15 protein-coding genes are annotated in these 17,051 nt (G+C 43.3%); 6 read left to right on the top strand and 9 right to left on the bottom strand.

Going from position 1 to position 17,051, the window contains the following annotated elements; all coding sequences use genetic code 11:
• Positions 1-32: 32 nt before the first annotated feature.
• The gene (locus FTT86_RS06660) at positions 33-380 is read left to right on the top strand and encodes a type II toxin-antitoxin system RelB/DinJ family antitoxin (RefSeq protein ID WP_004645487.1); all 348 of its coding nucleotides are present in this window, start codon (positions 33-35) and stop codon (positions 378-380) included.
• 97 nt (positions 381-477) lie between these two features.
• On the top strand, positions 478-921 hold the full coding sequence (locus tag FTT86_RS06655) for an N-acetyltransferase (RefSeq protein ID WP_180180881.1): 444 nt from the start codon (positions 478-480) through the stop codon (positions 919-921).
• A 42-nt stretch (positions 922-963) separates the two neighbouring features.
• Here the strand turns inward: FTT86_RS06655 and FTT86_RS06650 are convergent, their stop codons facing one another.
• Positions 964-1,671 carry a pseudouridine synthase gene (locus FTT86_RS06650; RefSeq protein ID WP_180180880.1) on the bottom strand — a complete coding sequence of 236 codons (708 nt, stop codon included), beginning with the start codon at positions 1,669-1,671 and terminating at the stop codon, positions 964-966.
• Between the two features lie 140 nt (positions 1,672-1,811).
• On the opposite strand from FTT86_RS06650, the gene FTT86_RS06645 reads away from it, so the two are divergent.
• Entirely contained in the window at positions 1,812-2,264 is a 453-nt protein-coding gene (locus tag FTT86_RS06645) for a DUF441 domain-containing protein (protein WP_180180879.1), read from the top strand.
• A 258-nt stretch (positions 2,265-2,522) separates the two neighbouring features.
• Here FTT86_RS06645 and FTT86_RS06640 read toward each other — a convergent pair whose 3' ends face one another.
• From FTT86_RS06640 to hrpA, 6 genes are all read right to left on the bottom strand, one after another.
• Positions 2,523-2,849 (bottom strand): gamma-glutamylcyclotransferase family protein, encoded by a 327-nt coding sequence (locus tag FTT86_RS06640; RefSeq protein ID WP_180180878.1) that lies wholly within the window; start codon positions 2,847-2,849, stop codon positions 2,523-2,525.
• Between the two features lie 31 nt (positions 2,850-2,880).
• Positions 2,881-4,596 carry an AAA family ATPase gene (locus FTT86_RS06635; RefSeq protein ID WP_129716622.1) on the bottom strand — a complete coding sequence of 572 codons (1,716 nt, stop codon included), beginning with the start codon at positions 4,594-4,596 and terminating at the stop codon, positions 2,881-2,883.
• Between the two features lie 90 nt (positions 4,597-4,686).
• Positions 4,687-6,693, bottom strand: a complete 2,007-nt coding sequence (locus FTT86_RS06630; RefSeq protein ID WP_180180877.1) for a hypothetical protein — start codon at positions 6,691-6,693, stop codon at positions 4,687-4,689.
• Between the two features lie 196 nt (positions 6,694-6,889).
• Positions 6,890-7,642 (bottom strand): 1-acyl-sn-glycerol-3-phosphate acyltransferase, encoded by a 753-nt coding sequence (locus tag FTT86_RS06625; RefSeq protein ID WP_180180876.1) that lies wholly within the window; start codon positions 7,640-7,642, stop codon positions 6,890-6,892.
• A 26-nt stretch (positions 7,643-7,668) separates the two neighbouring features.
• Positions 7,669-8,778 carry a beta-ketoacyl-ACP synthase III gene (locus tag FTT86_RS06620; protein WP_004278914.1) on the bottom strand — a complete coding sequence of 370 codons (1,110 nt, stop codon included), beginning with the start codon at positions 8,776-8,778 and terminating at the stop codon, positions 7,669-7,671.
• Between the two features lie 30 nt (positions 8,779-8,808).
• Positions 8,809-12,747: an ATP-dependent RNA helicase HrpA gene (gene hrpA, locus FTT86_RS06615; protein ID WP_180180875.1), complete on the bottom strand. Its 3,939-nt coding sequence runs from the start codon at positions 12,745-12,747 to the stop codon at positions 8,809-8,811.
• A gap of 489 nt (positions 12,748-13,236) precedes the next feature.
• Between hrpA and ahpC the strand changes: the two genes are divergently transcribed.
• Both ahpC and FTT86_RS06605 read left to right on the top strand, forming a co-directional pair.
• Complete coding sequence (gene ahpC, locus FTT86_RS06610; RefSeq protein WP_004278916.1) at positions 13,237-13,800, top strand: alkyl hydroperoxide reductase subunit C; 564 nt, start codon at positions 13,237-13,239, stop codon at positions 13,798-13,800.
• Positions 13,801-14,092: 292 nt separating this feature from the next.
• Positions 14,093-14,299, top strand: a complete 207-nt coding sequence (locus FTT86_RS06605; RefSeq protein WP_004278917.1) for a KTSC domain-containing protein — start codon at positions 14,093-14,095, stop codon at positions 14,297-14,299.
• Positions 14,300-14,310: 11 nt separating this feature from the next.
• Here the strand turns inward: FTT86_RS06605 and FTT86_RS06600 are convergent, their stop codons facing one another.
• Positions 14,311-14,901, bottom strand: a complete 591-nt coding sequence (locus FTT86_RS06600) for an O-methyltransferase (RefSeq protein ID WP_180180874.1) — start codon at positions 14,899-14,901, stop codon at positions 14,311-14,313.
• A 24-nt stretch (positions 14,902-14,925) separates the two neighbouring features.
• The gene (locus FTT86_RS06595; RefSeq protein ID WP_034438283.1) at positions 14,926-15,144 is read right to left on the bottom strand and encodes a DUF1653 domain-containing protein; all 219 of its coding nucleotides are present in this window, start codon (positions 15,142-15,144) and stop codon (positions 14,926-14,928) included.
• Between the two features lie 233 nt (positions 15,145-15,377).
• On the opposite strand from FTT86_RS06595, the gene ahpF reads away from it, so the two are divergent.
• Positions 15,378-16,943, top strand: a complete 1,566-nt coding sequence (gene ahpF / locus FTT86_RS06590) for an alkyl hydroperoxide reductase subunit F (protein ID WP_180180873.1) — start codon at positions 15,378-15,380, stop codon at positions 16,941-16,943.
• Positions 16,944-17,051 lie beyond the last annotated feature (108 nt).

Raw genomic sequence — 17,051 nt, 5'->3', positions numbered from 1 at the left:
AAAGTTAAGTAATTTAAAGCTTTAAAAATATTATGAGAAAAACTGAAGTTTATCAAATTCGCTTGGACTCGCAAGAGAAGAAACAAGCCTTTGCAGTATTTAAGCAATTGGGGATTACGCCAGCTCAGGCAGTGCGTCTTTTTTTCAAGCAAGTGGTGATTACCAAATCAATCCCCTTCTCGATTGAAAATCAGAATATCAATCTGGAACAGCTGATTCGGCTGCGCAAGCTGAAACAAAATGAAGCGAAAACCGAGCAAAATGCGCTTTCCAGTTCTGCCCTGAATCTACTCGATGATCAGGAGATTCAGCTGGATGATGATCATCTTGATTTATTTGAAGAACTGAATGCCATTTTGGGTGAAAGCGACAAAATTTAACATTGTTGCATTTCCGAACAATTTCTAAAGCCTGCCACTCCCAAACTTCGCTATGCTTGATGCTGATAATCAATAAAAAATTAGCATGGAGTATGCAATGCTCGTACGACGCGCCCAGTCAGCAGACCTGAATCAGCTGGCGGTATTATTTGATGAATATCGACAGTTTTATGGTACGTCTTCCAATCCTGAACTCTCTTACCAATTTTTAAAACAGCGTTTTGAAGATGAGCAAACCGTCATTTTCATTAATACCAAAGATGATACTTTTACCGGCTTTATTATCCTGTATCTGGGTTTTTCTTCAGTGGCCTGCTCGACCTATTATATTCTGGATGATGTCTATATCACCCCGGTTTTTCGGCGTCAGGGCGCAGCCAAACAACTGATTGATACCGCGATTTTATTTGCCAAACATGAACAGGCCTTAAGAATCACCCTGGAAACCCAAAAAAATAATTATCAATCGCATAAATTGTATGAATCTATGGGATTTATCAAGGATGATGAATTTCAGACTTATCACTGTTTCCTGAAGTAAGTCCTAATCTTTTCATCACATTTCAAGCGAATAAAAAATTTATTATTCTGAGCGGAATTTGGCCTGCGCCACCTGTTCTGCATTTAAATACAACCATTCTCCTTCAGCCAGTTCAGGCAAGGCCAAAGCACCAATCTGTGCTCGGTGCAGCTGTTCAACTTTATTACCTACGGCAGCCAGCATGCGCTTTACTTGATGATAGACCCCTTGATGAATGGTCATTTGCAGACGATTTTCAGCCAATCGAGTCACTTCAGTAGCCGCAAAAATACCTTTTTCATTTCTCAATTCGACACCTTGTTCTAGTTGCTGAATCTGTTCATCCGTGACTGGATCCGCAGTTTGCATCTGATAAACTTTGGCGACATGCTTTTTCGGATGGGTGAGCGCTTGCAGAAACTGTCCATCATCGGTCAGCAATAATAGTCCAGTGGTATCCTGATCCAGACGTCCCACACACTGAATCCCCCGATTCAGCAGAATGTCATCAAACAGGCCAAATACACTAAAATGATGCGTCGCCTGATGCGAACACTCATAGCCTTGTGGTTTATTTAAGGCGATATACACTTTTTCCCGATAGGTATGACTTTTCCCATAAACCTCGAAATTTAAGTGATTTAAATCCAGGTTATATTTAGGATTGTCAACCACTTCATCTTGAATTGAAACAGCACCATTTTTAATCAGTTGCTGACAATGCTTGCGGGAGCCGAAACCTTGTGACTGCAACATTTTTTCCAATAGCATCTGTTTATACCTGTATCGAGTGAAGACCTGTGCATTCTATCCTGAAACAGTCCTGAATTTGATTTCTTCCGCTGTTTTCTAGGTATCATGCGTTGAAAAGCTCTACAATAGCTTTATTTTTCACTCTATCTCTCCCCCTTATGTCGCAACTTGATTTGAATCTGATTGTTCTTTTGGTTTTACTGGCTTGCGGTATTTTCAGTTACAATAGTGCCGTCACCATTGCTGCAGCGGTATTAATTGTTTTAAAAATCACACCTCTCAGCAGTTTATTGCCTTATGTACAGGCGCACGGTTTAAATATCGGCATTATTATTCTGACCATTGGTGTTCTGACACCAATTGCCAGTGGCAAAATTTCAGGGGAAAGTATTCTCAAATCTTTCCTGAGCTGGAAGTCTTTGCTGGCAATCGCGATTGGGGTCTTTGTCGCTTGGCTGGGAGGACGTGGAGTGAAGCTGATGTCCAATCAGCCAGATGTGGTGGCCGGACTGTTATTAGGCACAGTAGCAGGTGTAGCAGTATTACGCGGTGTTCCAGTCGGTCCTTTAATTGCGGCTGGGATTTTATCCTTATTGATTAGTACACAATAATGTTCAAATCATCAGCGCCCTTCACCAGTATGCAAAGATTTCTCAAAAATAATCATATAACGGGAAATATGCAGATCGCCCGATGATTATCTTGCGCTAATCTCTAACGCAGTACGTCAGGCTTGCTCAGAAGATACTATCAAATCAACGGAATATTTATTAATTCGATCTTTCAAAATTCAAGCAAAGGAAAGTGAATGATTTTTAAAAGCGGTGACCTGATAAAAATCAGAAATTCAATAAATGACACACACCAGTCTAATCTTTCAAAGCATAGACCAAACTTTCTATCATCTCACCATTTTCCAAATATACTTTAACCGGGATACGTTGATATTCATCGCCTTCAAATGCATCCAGCTCATCCCAATATTGGGGAAGATTCTCGGATATGAATACATAACCCGGAACAATCTCTCCCGAATCACTGAGCTGAATACCCGGGCTACCCAGCTCAGCACCCCAACCACGCTGCTGCAAATACCCACGAATATAACCGGCTTTCCAGCTCCCCCCAATCCGCTCCATGACAGGGGCATTGGGTTGCTGCGGACGAAGCGTGCCGTATACGAATAAACTGTGCATCTTAAGAACTCTTAAACATCACTTTTAATGATTATTCTACAAATAGTAGTGCCAGACGCACTTGGTCATAAGCCATTTTAGGCGTGGTCAATTCCACAATCGGACGCAACTTAATAGAACCGTCATCATTAAAATGCTCCGAGTTTTGACGCTTGGTCAGGCGTTTATAAATCTTGCGAACCTGCTCCACCACTTCCTCACCCGGATGTGCCAGCGAGATATCCAGCCCCTGCTCTTTATGCAAACGCCCCAAATGATTGATGATGGTTGCCGGGGTCAAACCACGTTCAGTCGCGATATCGGCAATTTCATAACCTTCTTCAAACAGTTCACGCGTTTCGTCTAGCGTTGCAGCGGCATAGCTTTGCTTACCCCCATTCTTGGAAATTTTCTTCTCATTGCGCTGGATTTCAACTTCATTCAAAGTCCCGCCACAATGTCGGATAAAGGCCTTATGCTGTGCCGTCAAATCGACATTTTCAAAATTCGCTTCGGCTTCATCAGAAAGTTCTTGAAAACGGCGATCGGCTTTAATTGCCAGACTATCGAGTTCCAAAGCCTGCTCATTAAAACCTTTTAATCGTAGGCCATTTAAGCTTTTCAAACGGGACAACGCGACATAGCCCTGTCCTTTTTCAAAAGTATGGCTCAGGTCAATCTCGGCAGCTTCCAGGGTCATGCCTTGTGATTTATGAATGGTAATCGCCCAGGCCAGACGCAATGGAATCTGCTGGAAACTGGCAATGGTTTTACCGGCCTCATTGTCTACCGACCAGGTTTCAGGCTCAACCACCAATGTAGTGCCATCGGTCAGTTTGACTTTAGGCAGCACACCATATTCATCATCTTCTTCAAAACTGATCACTTCGCCCAAACTGCCGTTGATATAACCCATATCAAAGTTGTTTTTCACAAACATGACTTTGGCATGTTTTTTCAGGGTTAAGGCTTCAGGCGCTCGCACTGACGATTTTAAAGTCTCGATCAGCTTTTCATTGCCATCACACTGCGCATCAAACTGGCGCGGATCATTGTCAATTTCATTCAGATGTTTAAAGTTAATACTGTCCACATCCATATTATGCGTATACAGGCGCGTATAGGTATCACCAATTTCTTGATGTCGCGTGGCCTGTAAAGCAGTGCGGTGTTCATGGCTAATCGCCTGCGCACGGATCGCATTCAGAATGTCATTCAAATAATCATTGCCCTGACGATGCTGCTCAGTTAGGTAGCAAACGCGAAACTTGGCTTCGACCCAGGCATCCGACATAAAGCAGAATTTGTCGCGGTTGCGCTCATCATTTTTACCGACTGGCGGTAACTGGAAAAAGTCCCCTGCTACAATCACCTGAATACCACCGAAAGCTTCATCACTTTCTTTGAAATATTTCAATACCTGATTGACCAGATTCAGCTGCTTGGCATGCAGCATTGAAATTTCGTCAATAATCAGGACTTGCGCATTTTCCAGATGTTCTTTTAAGTATTTGCGCTCTTTCATCCGCTTTAAGTCTTCTTCAGACAAAAAGTCTTTAATGCCAATGCCTGCCCAGGTATGAATAGTCATACCATTCATGTGTGTGGCTGCAATACCGGTCGATGCGGTAATCGCGACGGCGACCTTACGTGCCTTTAAATAATTAATATATTGATTCAGCGTATAGGTTTTTCCTGCACCGGCAGAACCGGTTAAAAAGACATTTTCTCCTGCTTTGAGTAACTTAAGGGCAGTTTCCTGTTTCATAAGAGCAATACCGTAAAAGAACGGCTATAGCCTAACGATTTTTAGCGGAAAAGTTAAGCGTCATGGAGGAAAACAAGCTGTATTGAACTGTCAGGCCTGCAAGTTGAGCCAGTTAATAAAATGCATGGCGATATTACTGTATTCAGCTTCTGCTTTCTGGTTATTCGGATATTCCAGCTGATCAAAAATCACCTGTCCATTCACTAATTGACACCCCAAGATCAAGGGTAGGCGCACAGCAGGATGAGACATACGAAAGGCCACATACTGCCCTTCCAAAATTTGCTGAGCATAGCTTGCCGCCAGACAGTTCCTGAAAATTTTAGATTCCTCTAAAATCCGATCCAAAGTTTTAAGTTCTTCAAAACGCCAGTTGAAATACAGTAAAAATGAAACCTGAGTGATTGGTGTCCAGTTCACCAGTGCAAACTGTTTTTTCAGCTTGGCGATCATTTCCTGCTTTTGAATCTGATCATGCCAGACGACCGCCTGATTAAACAAACTGGTCCAGCTCAGGTTCTTCGGTATTTCTGCATGGCTGGAAAAATACTCTACTAGATAGTCACGTACATAACTGTCAAATAGCGACTCACGTACATGCCCGCTTTGCAAATAAAACAGCTGCCTGAATTCAGTAAAAGGAATGCGATAGCGGTGCAGAACATTATAAAAATCACGGTTCTGCTGACTTTGAGGCTGAATATACACCAGAACCTCATCTGGTAAATGCGCCGTAATTTTATATAAATGCTGCATATAAGCTTGCATCATCCGGCTCAAGTTCAGATAAACCTTTTTAGTCAGCTGATCATCCATTTTAACCACATTGCGCAGCAGCTCCATCCATTCGTCCAGATACAGAATTGAAGGGCTAATCGCAATCCGCTGATCTTCAATCGATTGGCGTGTGCCTTTTAATACCACCGCCTGATTATGTTGGTGCTGAAACCAGTCATGCTGAATTGCATATTCATGCATGCTATAAATAAACAATCGCGCCGAGACATATTGAAAATATTGTAAAGTCGCCATAATAATCTGCGGATGAATATGATGGCTGTCTATAAAACTTAGGGCCGTTACTGCCACCCGCACACTGCTATGCTGGATATTATTACTGATCCAGTCCAGTACCTCGGCCGGTTGCTTGAAGATCCAGTTCACAGCACGATGACAGTCAAATAGTGGCAATCGGGCCACCTTTTTCTGCCATAAGTACGGATGATTTTCCAGGAAATTCCGTTTGGATAATAAATCATCCCGATGCCACACGTCCCGGTTCATCAATCGGACAAAACCGAGCAGATTACTTTGCCCCTCAGCATGCCGATATAGCAAACAGATATCATCAGTATGATCATTCAGTTCATGCAGATTAAAGCGCTCTTCAAAAGACAGTGACATAATCCGGAACATCGCCGGAGGCAAAAACTGTGCGGCGCTAAAACAGAACTCATCCAGACTATCCATCAATGACTGGATCGACAGGAATTCATCCTGTTGTAGACACTCCAAAGAAAAAGCCTGTTGCAAGCTTTCAAGAATCTGCTGTGGAATCTCTTGTTCATCCTGAACAAAGTTTTGCATGACGGGTGTGATGTATAGCCCGGCCTTAATCAGCTGCTGGTCGATAATCTCAGCCTGAACAATCGACATTTGCTGCAGAAATTCGAACACCCGTTCTGGGCCATTGACCCACACATAGACCTGAGTCAGGATAAGCTGACGTAACTGTTTGGCTTTGTCGCGTAAATATAGCGAATGCTGCGGTTTTAAATCCCCGGTCAGGAAATAGATATCCTGTAAAAAGAATTCCTCTAGTGCTTCTGCCTTACATTGCTGGAAATAAAAATGACTGTCTAGCAAAGCAGGTGCAGTTCCAGAGTCTAGTGCACGTGGAGCATGAAACTGGATATGAAACAGGCCATCCACCAATTCAATCCGGTGTTGATCCTGCTGAATTTTTATTAAATTTTGTGCATTCAGATGACCAATCATCGCCATCTGATCAAGATAAAGCTGGTTGAGCTCCGGAGAAATCCGTAAGCATTGTTGTGCCAATAACCTTAAAGATGCTACCAAGCTTTCCTGTTCCATACGTGCACCTCGGTCATCTTAGAATCATCTTATTTTTATATTGGATCATGCTGAGTCCTTGATCGCCAATCAATGAACACTTAAAAATACATTATGGCATCACTTGCACTATAAAAAAGTCCCTGCATCCTCATCGCTAAAAATAGAATATATCAATAGATCATAGCCTAGATTTTATAGAAAGAATTTTTCTTTTTTAGTCTTGCTGACGTAGTACCTTAAGCTCGGCCAAGCCAGTATAAATATGTTGCTGCAAGCTGTATCGAAATGCAATTAGCTCTTCTTGAGTCTGGACCCGAGCAATCGATTGTCGTGGCATAAACTGAAAATAAAATGGCAGGCGTTTTGGGAATAATCGTTTAGGCAAAGATGGAATCACATCGCCCTGACGTAGTAATTTATTGAGTTGTGGTACTTTGAGAAGTTTTTGAAAATATTTATGCTGGATGATCTTATTGGCATCAAAGCCGATCTCATAGACTTCATCCCCACCGAGCGCGGCAAAAGGGACAATATCATAGTTGAATTCCTGAGCTAGCTTTAAAAATCCGTAACGTTGCTTCCAGATCAGTTGATACTGTTCACCCTGACGTTTAAGTACTTCGCGACCGCCTCCCGGAAACACCAGAATGGAGTAGCCCTGCTGCATCACAGCACGTACATAATGCTGGATGCCATCGACTGCCCCAAACTTTTTCACGGCTTCACGCCATAGCGGTACATAAAAATGGCTATGATCCGCAATACTGACCACAGCCACCTTATGTTCGTTATAGAGATAATCAATCAGCATCGGCGAATCAAAGATGCCGTACATGGAATGATTACCGACATACATTGCAGGCCGACTGGCATCAATATATTCTGCCCCTAAAAAGGTAGGGGTAAAATATAATTTGGATAAGGCACTTAAGCGTCTAATCCATTGCCCATCATGTTTGACCTGCAAGCTGTTTGCTCCCTATTGACTCCGGATTATGCTACGCGCTTTTGGACCAGAATCGAACCCACCGAATAACCCGCACCAAATGAACACAACACGCCATATTCACCATCTTCAACTTCATGTGCAGTACGGTGCAAGGCAATGATCACCCCAGCAGAAGAAGTGTTGGCAAACTCATTCAAAATGATCGGCACCAGACCAGGTTTGGCATTTTCTTTGCCGACCACCAGTTTCAAGATCAGCTCATTCATGCTGGCATTGGCCTGATGTAACCAGAAGCGTTTAACACCTGTCGGCTCAATCTGATTCTTTTCCAGTTGCGCAGTAATCATTTTCGCAACCAGTGGACAGACTTCTTTAAATACCTTACGACCATCCTGACGGAAACGCTTGTCGTCAATGTCAGCATTTTCAGAGGTATTCAAGAAACCGAAGTTATTGCGGATGTTATTCGAGAACTGGGTAAACAACTCAGAATCCAGAATTTCAAAACCGGTTTTGCTGTCGGTATTTTCAATAATTGAAGCGGTTGCCACATCACCAAAAATAAAGTGACAGTCACGTGAACGGAAATCGGTATGTGCAGAGGTAATTTCCACATTCACTAATAACACACGGCGCGCGCCTGCTTTGATCGCATCATAAGCCTGTTTCAGACCAAATGTTGCTGCAGAACACGCCACGTTCATGTCATAGGCATAACCTTTGATGCCTAGAGCGGTCTGAATCTCGATCGCCACAGCAGGATAAGCACGTTGCAAATTCGAACATGACAAGATCACGATATCAATGTCTTCGGCAGTCACACCGGCATTTTCCATCGCCTGCTTGGCTGCGATTACACCCCATTCTGCCTGCAGTGAAATTTCATCATCTGCACGTTCACGTAAATTTGGACGTAAGCGTTTTGGATCAAGAATACCTGATTTTTCTACGACATAACGGCGTTGTACGCCAGATGCTTTTTCAATAAAGTCTGCGCTAGAACCACGACGTGCCTCCACTTCGCCTGCAGCGATTTTGTCAGCATTTTCGTGATTAAACAGTTCCACATAAGCATTTAAACTTTCAACTAATTCTTCATTGGTGATGACATGTTCCGGATGGAATAAGCCCGTACCCGTAATGCGGATGCCCATGTAAAATTCCTTATCTGAATTACCTATATCTTAACTGATTCCAAGACGATCCCATACTTTTTGCAAGCGAGTTGGAGACACGGGTGCTTTTGTTTTCATCGGTTGTGAAAACAATGAGATTCTTAACTCCTCGACCATGAAATATAATTCTTTCAGACGAGGGTCATCTTTAAACTGAAATAATTTTTCCATCCATTGATCAATTTGGTCAATGGCGGAATTGTCCCTTTGTAGATTATTGGGCAAGCGCTCCAAACGTAAGATCAAAGCTTTTAAATAACGTGGAAATTCAACCCAGACATCAGAAGGTTTACGATACACAAAATCAGAAAGACTCATTAAATCAAGCTGATCTTCAATATCATTGATATTTTTTTCAAACACAGAATGGTCTAAAACCAATAATTTCCGGCGGATTTCCTGCCACTGGATATAAATATCCGTGATCTCTTTCAGGGAAATTTGGCCATAAGTTAGGAAAGATTTTTTTACATCTTCAACCAGTTTTTGGAACTCTTGCGCATTGACAGGAAGCTCATTAATGGACATTTGTATTGTGGCATAAACTAACATTTGTTCCAGTTGTGCCTTATCACCGAGTGGTGAATAAGCCAGCGCCAGAGGTTTGGAAATCTGTTTTTTCAACTGACGAGTCAAGTCTCCGAGTTGCATATGCACCAGTCGGATCACCCCTTCACGATGTTTTTTGACCGCTTCAGCCTGATCATTGAAAGTCTGAATCACTACACCCGATTCATCTTTCTGCTCTAGGGCAGCAAAAGCTTTGGTTGGAACCAGCGCCTGGTACTGCTTGACCACGACACCGGTGACTTTTTGCGAGGCTTCAAATACAAAGCTTTCTGGGAAGGTTTTAAATTCACCTTTAAGCTGTTTGACCGGACTATGCGTTTCAGTCCGACAGCGCGCTTTCAGCTCGGCAAGATCACGCCCTTGTTCAATGACACGGCCTTTTTCATCAGTAACTTTAATAAAAGGCAACAGATACTGATCGACCCGGTCAAAGCTTAAATCTTTCTCCGTGATTTGATCGCCTCGCAACTGGAATGCCAAGAAACTAAAAATATGTTTCTGTAAATCCTGCGCATCTACTTTTGCTATGAGTTTTTGTGCAGTATCCGGAATCGGCACCAGATTACGGCGCTTATCCTTCGGCAAAGCTTTTAGCAATGCTTCAATCAGATCCAGACGCCAACCCGGAATCCCCCATGACCAGATACCTTCATCGACCTGTGCCAAAGCTTGCAGTGGAATTTTAACCGTCGCACCATCTTCATCATGACTCGGGTCAAAGCGATAAGTCGCCGCCAGACGCAGACTACCATTCTGCAAATAGTCCGGGAATTGCTGTGTTGTCGGACGGTCATTCAGCCACAGCGCATCATCATCGACAAATAAATAACGCGGATTCTGGGGCTCTACTGTGGCACGCCAGTCTTCAAAACTACGCCGGCTGGCCACTTCAGGCGGCACTTTCGAGGCATAAAATTGGTAAATGGTTTCTTCATCAACAACCAGATCACGACGGCGCAGCTTGTCTTCTACTCGCTCGACTTCTTCCAGTTTAAGCAAGTTATGCTTTAAAAATGGTGGAGTAATCCCTAGATGACCGGTAGTTAAAGCATCCCGCAAGAAAATTTCATGCGCGGCCGCCTGATCTACTTTTTCATAATTGATTGGGCGTTTCGGCTCAATAATCAGACCAAATAATGAAATCTGATCATAGGCATTCACCACACCGGCTTTTTTCGACCAGTGCGGTTCAAAATAATGATGCTTGAGCAAGTCACGCGCGGCCAGCAGAATCCATTCCGGCTCAATCTTGGCTAGGGTACGCAAATACACCTGGGAAGTCTCGACCATTTCAAAGGCCATCACCCACGGCGTATTGGTCTTGTGCAAGGTAGAAGCTGGGAAAATCCGTGCTTTTTGCTGACGCACCGCCATAAAAACATTACGCTCATCGGTCTTGTTGGCGATAAATGATAAGAGACCGGTCAACAAGGCACGGTGCAGATTCTCATAACTGGCTTTATTTTCATTAAATGACAGTTTTAAACCCTTAGCCAAATCCACCAGCTGCTCATGAGTTTTCTTCCATTCACGTAAACGCAGCCAGCTCAGGAAGTGATTACGCGCAAAAGTACGGCGCTTATTTTCACTCATGCTTTCGCGATTATTGTGTAGCGTTTCCCAAAGCTTGATATAGAACAGGAAATCAGAATCGGCTTCACGGAATAGTGCATGTTTCTGATCCGCCTGCATCTGCTTGTCCGCAGGGCGTTCACGCGGGTCCTGAACTGCAAGTGCGGCCACAATCACCAGCACTTCATTCAGCACGCCAAAATGTGCACCACCAAGAATCATGCGGGCCAGACGTGGATCGATCGGCATTTTCGCCATTTGCTGACCGATCTTGGTTAAGCCACTGCTTTGAAGTCTCCCTTTCTCAAAGGGTGAGGCGTTATGCGACGCAAGAGAGGGATTTGCTTGATCATCTTCAGTTTTAGGAGAATTTTTCTCAGCCATTGCCCCCAGTTCAATGAGGAGCTTGCGGCCATCATTGACCAAACGATGATCTGGTGGTTCGATGAAATCAAAATCTTCGAGTGAACCCAAGCCCAGACTTTGCATCTGCAAAATTACAGATGCCAGGTTGGTTCGCTTTATTTCTGGTTCGGTAAACTCAGGACGGCTCAGGAAGTCTTCCTCAGAATACAGACGTATACAGACACCCGGCGCAATACGACCACAACGACCTTTACGCTGGTTCGCGGCTGCCTGAGAAACGGCTTCAATTGGTAGACGTTGCACCCGTGAACGATAGTTATAACGCGAAATACGGGCAAAACCGCTATCAATCACATACCGGATATTCGGAACGGTTAAAGCTGTTTCTGCTACGTTGGTGGCAATAATAATGCGTCGCCCGCCACCAGAAGGATTAAAGATTTTCTGCTGTTCGGCCAGCGCCAGACGCGCATATAAAGTTAATACTTCCGTATGGCGTGGCCCATGTTTGATCAGGGTTTCCTGTAACTCGCGAATTTCCTGCTCGGTACTGGCAAAAATCAGGATATCGGCATGTTCGGGATGACCTTTTTCCTGTGCATCCTGAAAGCATTCTTCGACTGCTTTGACCACAGCGCGAGGCAGGTTTTCTTCAAAATCATCAAACTCATCATCATCACTACCGCCAATGCTCATTTCCGAGATCGGGCGATAACGCAGCTCTACCGGGAAGCTGCGGCCTTCCACTTCAAAAATTGGTGCACCATTAAAGTAACTGCTAAAACGGTTTACATCCAGGGTTGCTGAAGTAATGATGACTTTCAGATCGGGACGACGCGGCAACAGTTGCTTCAGATAACCCATAATGAAGTCGATATTCAGTGAACGTTCATGCGCTTCATCAATAATAATCGTGTCATATTTGGTCAGGTATCGGTCATGCGTCAGTTCGGCCAGTAAAATACCGTCTGTCATCAAACGCACAATTGAGTCTTGTGAACCCTGTTCCGTAAAACGTACTTTAAAGGAAATTGATTCACCGAGTTTTTCGCCAACTTCTTCGGCAATACGCTGTGATACGCTGCGGGCTGCCAGTCGACGCGGCTGGGTATGTCCGATCATTCCGGTCAGGCCACGTCCAGCCAGCATAGCAATTTGCGGTAACTGGGTGGTTTTACCAGAACCGGTTTCACCAGCTACAATAATAACCTGATGCTTTTGAATCGCGGTAATCAGCTTGTCAGCATACTGGGTTACCGGCAGATCCTGATTTAGCTTGATGTTCGGAAGACGCTCAAGCCGTTGCCGTACTTTCAGATTGGATTTTTCAAATAATTCCTGATACTGCTTAGCATCTGCGTCTTTCCCTTTTTTCAGTCGATTTAAACGGTGACGGTCACGCGCCATTATCCATTGATCTACATTTAAATGACTCTGCACAGAGAAAACACCCACATCAAAAAACCGGAAAGGTTTATTTTACTTGGTTCATTAGATTTCAGATAGTCGTAGTTCTGTTAAGTGCCGGACAAATTGGCTTTGGCTACCTGATTTCCCTTAATTCAGCACTATAAACCTGTCAAAATATCTAAATGACACGCATGAGTTCCCCTGATTAGGTTTAATCATCAGTTTAAGTTTCGAATTGATATTTAAATTATTTTGCGGAAATCATGCTTTTTTCCTGATTCACCCTTGAATTTTTTGGTTTCAACATCATGTTTGCTAGCACGAGGAAAAAGAGATAATTTTGTCATCAGGCCATCATCTTGATGCTGCTCAATGAACAAAGCGATTTTGCCAAAGTGGTGCGTTTTTACTTAATTCGGTTTTTCCGATGTTTGTAATGTAAAAATACCATTTTAGCATCAACCAAAATTTCGATACTCTTATTCAAAATCAAAGACTACCTCAATCATGGAGACAATGATGAGCTTAATTAATACTGAAGTTAAACCATTTAAAGCAACTGCATTCCAAAACGGCAAATTCATTGAAGTTACTGAAGCTGACCTGAAAGGCAAATGGTCTGTTGTATTCTTCTACCCAGCTGACTTCACTTTCGTTTGCCCGACTGAACTTGGTGACCTTGCTGACAACTATGCTGAATTCCAAAAACTAGGCGTTGAAATCTACTCAGTTTCTACTGACACGCATTTCACTCACAAAGCTTGGCACGATTCTTCAGAAGAAATCAAAAAAATCCAGTATGTAATGGTTGGTGATGCAAACTGGACACTTGCTAAAAACTTTGACGTATTAATCGAAGCTGATGGCCTTGCTGATCGTGGCACTTTCGTGATCGATCCAGAAGGTAAAATCCAAATCGTTGAAATCAACGCTGGTGGTATCGGCCGTGATGCTCAAGAACTTCTTCGTAAAGTTAAAGCAGCTCAGTATGTACACGCTCACCCAGGCGAAGTTTGCCCAGCTAAATGGAAAGAAGGCGATGCAACTCTTGCTCCTTCAATCGACCTAGTTGGTAAAATCTAATTTTAATTAGATTGAACTGATTCAAAAAAACCACGCTTTTTAGCGTGGTTTTTTATGGTTTAAACTTTTATGGCAGTGCAATACTGGATTTTATTTTTTAAAATGATTTTGTTAAGACTTTAAATATTGCAGTCCTATTTTTTTCTTGATCCATCATCTAAAAATTCAGGCATATCTTTTGCTTCTCTTTCTCATAATCCTTACCGATTCTTACAATTGAGCTATACATCTGTAGAGCCATATGGCATAAGTTCAAATGATAAGATAAGAAATATTCAGTGGAGGAACGCATATGCAAAAACTGCTTACCGTGATTTCTTGGAAATACAATCCCTCAAGCCGCCACCTGAAAATTGTATACAGTAATGGTCATACCGAGCTGTATCATCCCGTACCTGAATTTATTTATGACAACTTACTAAGACGCCAAGACAAAGCCGCATTCGTGGAAAAGTATCTCGAATATAATTTACATTTTAATAAAATTTGCATGGATTAGAGCCAATCGAATTAACGCAATCCCACCATCAGCAAACCTGCGCCTATGGGTACAATACTCATGATAAAACGTGGGTCTTGCTGAATTAAGGCAATAAACTCTTCGACTTCTGGTGCATGTGAAATGACATTATCGACCACCAGTAACCCGCCCTTTGCTTTAAGTAATCGACTCAAATGTGGCCAGTAACTGACATAAGCATCTCGTTCAGCATCTAACAGGATAAAATCAAATATTTCCTGTTCTGCCTCCAGATAAACTTGAGCATCAATCACTTTAAAATTGATTAAGTCTGCAAGATCTATTTCTGTCGCATATTGCTTTGCCTGAGTAACCCGTTCTGCATCAACTTCAAGTGTTGTAATCATGGCTTGAGTCTGCCGAGCCGCTTCTGCCAGCCATAAGGTGGAATAACCAGTAGAGGTGCCAATTTCCAGAATATTTTTGGATTGTTGTGCACGAATCAGCATAGACAAAAATTGACCGGATTCTGGCTCTATATTCCGGTATCGGTGCAGGCGATCTGCCTGCTTAAGATCATGCCTATGAAATTTTTCATATAATTCTTGCATGAATATTTCAAATTCATCTGAGTTTTGCATCACTCTTCCCTGAGTCTGTTGGGCTTAAAGTGCCTGAATCAATTTAAAACGCTCCACTTCACGATCATCGTTGGTGGTAATGGTTTCAGTGAACATCGTTAAAGGACGTACCCAAATTGAATAATCCCCATAAAGACATTGATAAACTACCAGCTTTTCTTCAGTTTCACTGTGCGTGGCGACATGGAACACCTGATAAAGCTGTCCCTTATAATGTTGATAAATACCGCGTCGTAATTCCATCATTCAAGTCTCAAATATCTTGTTTTAATCTTAGCTGAAAATCCTTATTCTTGCTCTAAACTACTTGAAAATTAATCTTTCACCGCCATATAGAATTTTAAAATTAATGATGAATTTTTCAATAAATCTGTAAATCCGATCAATAAAATAAAAACAAACTGTTTTACCTATTTATGCAATTCATTTAATATCCTGTTATCAAATAAACATTTACTCCTTTGGAGACGTTAGCAATGTTAGACCAAAATACTTCAGCTCAACTTAAAACCTTATTAGAACGCCTGGAAGGCCCAATTGAACTGGTCGCCACTCTGGATAGTTCTGACAAATCAGCCAAAATCCAGGAACTGGTTGCCGAAGTGGCTGCACTGTCTGACCTGGTCACTGCACGCTTTGACGGGACCAATGCACGTGCGCCAAGTTTCGGGATTGCCAAGGCCGGTGAAGAGCCACGGGTGTTCTTTGCAGGCTTGCCAATGGGTCATGAGTTTACTTCCCTGATTCTGGCATTGCTGCAAACTTCAGGTTATGCACCGAAAGTCTCTGATGAAGTGCTGGCGAATATCAAGAGCCTGGGTGTTCAATCTAACTTTGACGTGTTCGTATCATTAAGTTGCCATAACTGTCCGGATGTGGTTCAGGCACTCAACCTGATTGCGATCTATAACCCGCGCACTACAGCGACCATGATTGATGGTGCTTTCTTCCAGGAAGAAGTGGAAGAACGCAAGATCATGGCGGTGCCGATGGTATTCCAGGACAACCAGCATATTGGTCAGGGTCGTATGACACTGGAAGAAATTATCGCCAAGCTGGATAGCAATGCCGCTGCCAAAGATGCTGAAAAGCTGAATGCCAAAGACGCCTTTGATGTCCTGGTGATCGGTGGTGGCCCTGCAGGCAATACTTCTGCGATCTATGCAGCGCGTAAAGGCATTAAGACCGGGATCGTGGCGGAGCGCATGGGCGGTCAGGTCATGGATACCATGGACATTGAAAACTTTACGTCTGTACAGAAGACCCAAGGTCCTAAATTTGCAGCCGAGATGGAAGCCCATGTGCGTGAATATGGTGTCGACATCATGAACCTGCAACGTGTATCTGACATCAAAGGTGCTGATGAAACGGCCAATGGTCTGGTGGAAGTGACTTTAGAGAATGGTGCCAAACTGGAATCGAAAACCGTGATTCTGTCGACCGGCGCACGTTGGAGAGAAATGAATGTACCGGGTGAACAGGAATATAAAACCCGTGGTGTAGCCTACTGTCCGCACTGTGATGGCCCACTGTTCAAAGGCAAGCGTGTAGCCGTGATTGGTGGCGGTAACTCGGGTGTCGAAGCCGCGATTGACCTGGCAGGAATTGTGGAGCATGTCACGCTGGTCGAGTTTGATACCAAACTACGTGCGGATCAGGTTCTGCAAGACAAACTGAATAGCTTGCCGAACACCACCGTGATCAAGAATGCCTTGTCGACTGAAGTGCTGGGTGATGGTTCACAGGTAACTGGTCTGAAATACAAAGACCGTGCCACGGATGAAGAGCACACAGTTGAACTTGCAGGGATCTTCGTGCAGATCGGTTTGTTGCCAAATACGGACTTCCTGAAAGAAACCCCAGTTGAATTAACTAACCGTGGCGAGATTGTGATTAACGACCGCAATGAAACCAATGTCAAAGGTGTGTTTGCGGCAGGTGACTGTACCACCGTGCCGTACAAGCAGATCATCATTGCCACCGGTGAAGGTGCCAAGGCATCACTGTCTGCTTTTGATTACATCATCCGTTCTGGGCAGTAAGTTTTAGACTAGCTCAAATAAAGCCCGCTTGATGCGGGCTTTATTATGTATATTTTCAAGAGAATTAACTCTTAATTCATTGGTTATTATTTGATTAATGAAAATATT

Origin of the sequence: Acinetobacter sp. YH01021 (assembly GCF_013420255.1) — a bacterium.
Classification (GTDB): domain Bacteria; phylum Pseudomonadota; class Gammaproteobacteria; order Pseudomonadales; family Moraxellaceae; genus Acinetobacter.
The sequence above is the reverse complement of the archived record's forward strand: the minus strand, read 5'-3'. Positions and strand labels throughout refer to the sequence as shown.

What these genes read in the sequence shown, in the direction of transcription:
- FTT86_RS06660 (WP_004645487.1), top strand. Translation starts at nt 33, where the DNA reads ATGAGAAAAACTGAAGTTTATCAAATTCGCTTGGACTCGCAAGAGAAG.
- FTT86_RS06655 (WP_180180881.1), top strand. Translation starts at nt 478, where the DNA reads ATGCTCGTACGACGCGCCCAGTCAGCAGACCTGAATCAGCTGGCGGTA.
- FTT86_RS06650 (WP_180180880.1), bottom strand. Translation starts at nt 1,671, where the DNA reads ATGCTATTGGAAAAAATGTTGCAGTCACAAGGTTTCGGCTCCCGCAAG.
- FTT86_RS06645 (WP_180180879.1), top strand. Translation starts at nt 1,812, where the DNA reads ATGTCGCAACTTGATTTGAATCTGATTGTTCTTTTGGTTTTACTGGCT.
- FTT86_RS06640 (WP_180180878.1), bottom strand. Translation starts at nt 2,849, where the DNA reads ATGCACAGTTTATTCGTATACGGCACGCTTCGTCCGCAGCAACCCAAT.
- FTT86_RS06635 (WP_129716622.1), bottom strand. Translation starts at nt 4,596, where the DNA reads ATGAAACAGGAAACTGCCCTTAAGTTACTCAAAGCAGGAGAAAATGTC.
- FTT86_RS06630 (WP_180180877.1), bottom strand. Translation starts at nt 6,693, where the DNA reads ATGGAACAGGAAAGCTTGGTAGCATCTTTAAGGTTATTGGCACAACAA.
- FTT86_RS06620 (WP_004278914.1), bottom strand. Translation starts at nt 8,778, where the DNA reads ATGGGCATCCGCATTACGGGTACGGGCTTATTCCATCCGGAACATGTC.
- ahpC (WP_004278916.1), top strand. Translation starts at nt 13,237, where the DNA reads ATGAGCTTAATTAATACTGAAGTTAAACCATTTAAAGCAACTGCATTC.
- FTT86_RS06605 (WP_004278917.1), top strand. Translation starts at nt 14,093, where the DNA reads ATGCAAAAACTGCTTACCGTGATTTCTTGGAAATACAATCCCTCAAGC.
- FTT86_RS06600 (WP_180180874.1), bottom strand. Translation starts at nt 14,901, where the DNA reads ATGCAAAACTCAGATGAATTTGAAATATTCATGCAAGAATTATATGAA.
- FTT86_RS06595 (WP_034438283.1), bottom strand. Translation starts at nt 15,144, where the DNA reads ATGGAATTACGACGCGGTATTTATCAACATTATAAGGGACAGCTTTAT.
- ahpF (WP_180180873.1), top strand. Translation starts at nt 15,378, where the DNA reads ATGTTAGACCAAAATACTTCAGCTCAACTTAAAACCTTATTAGAACGC.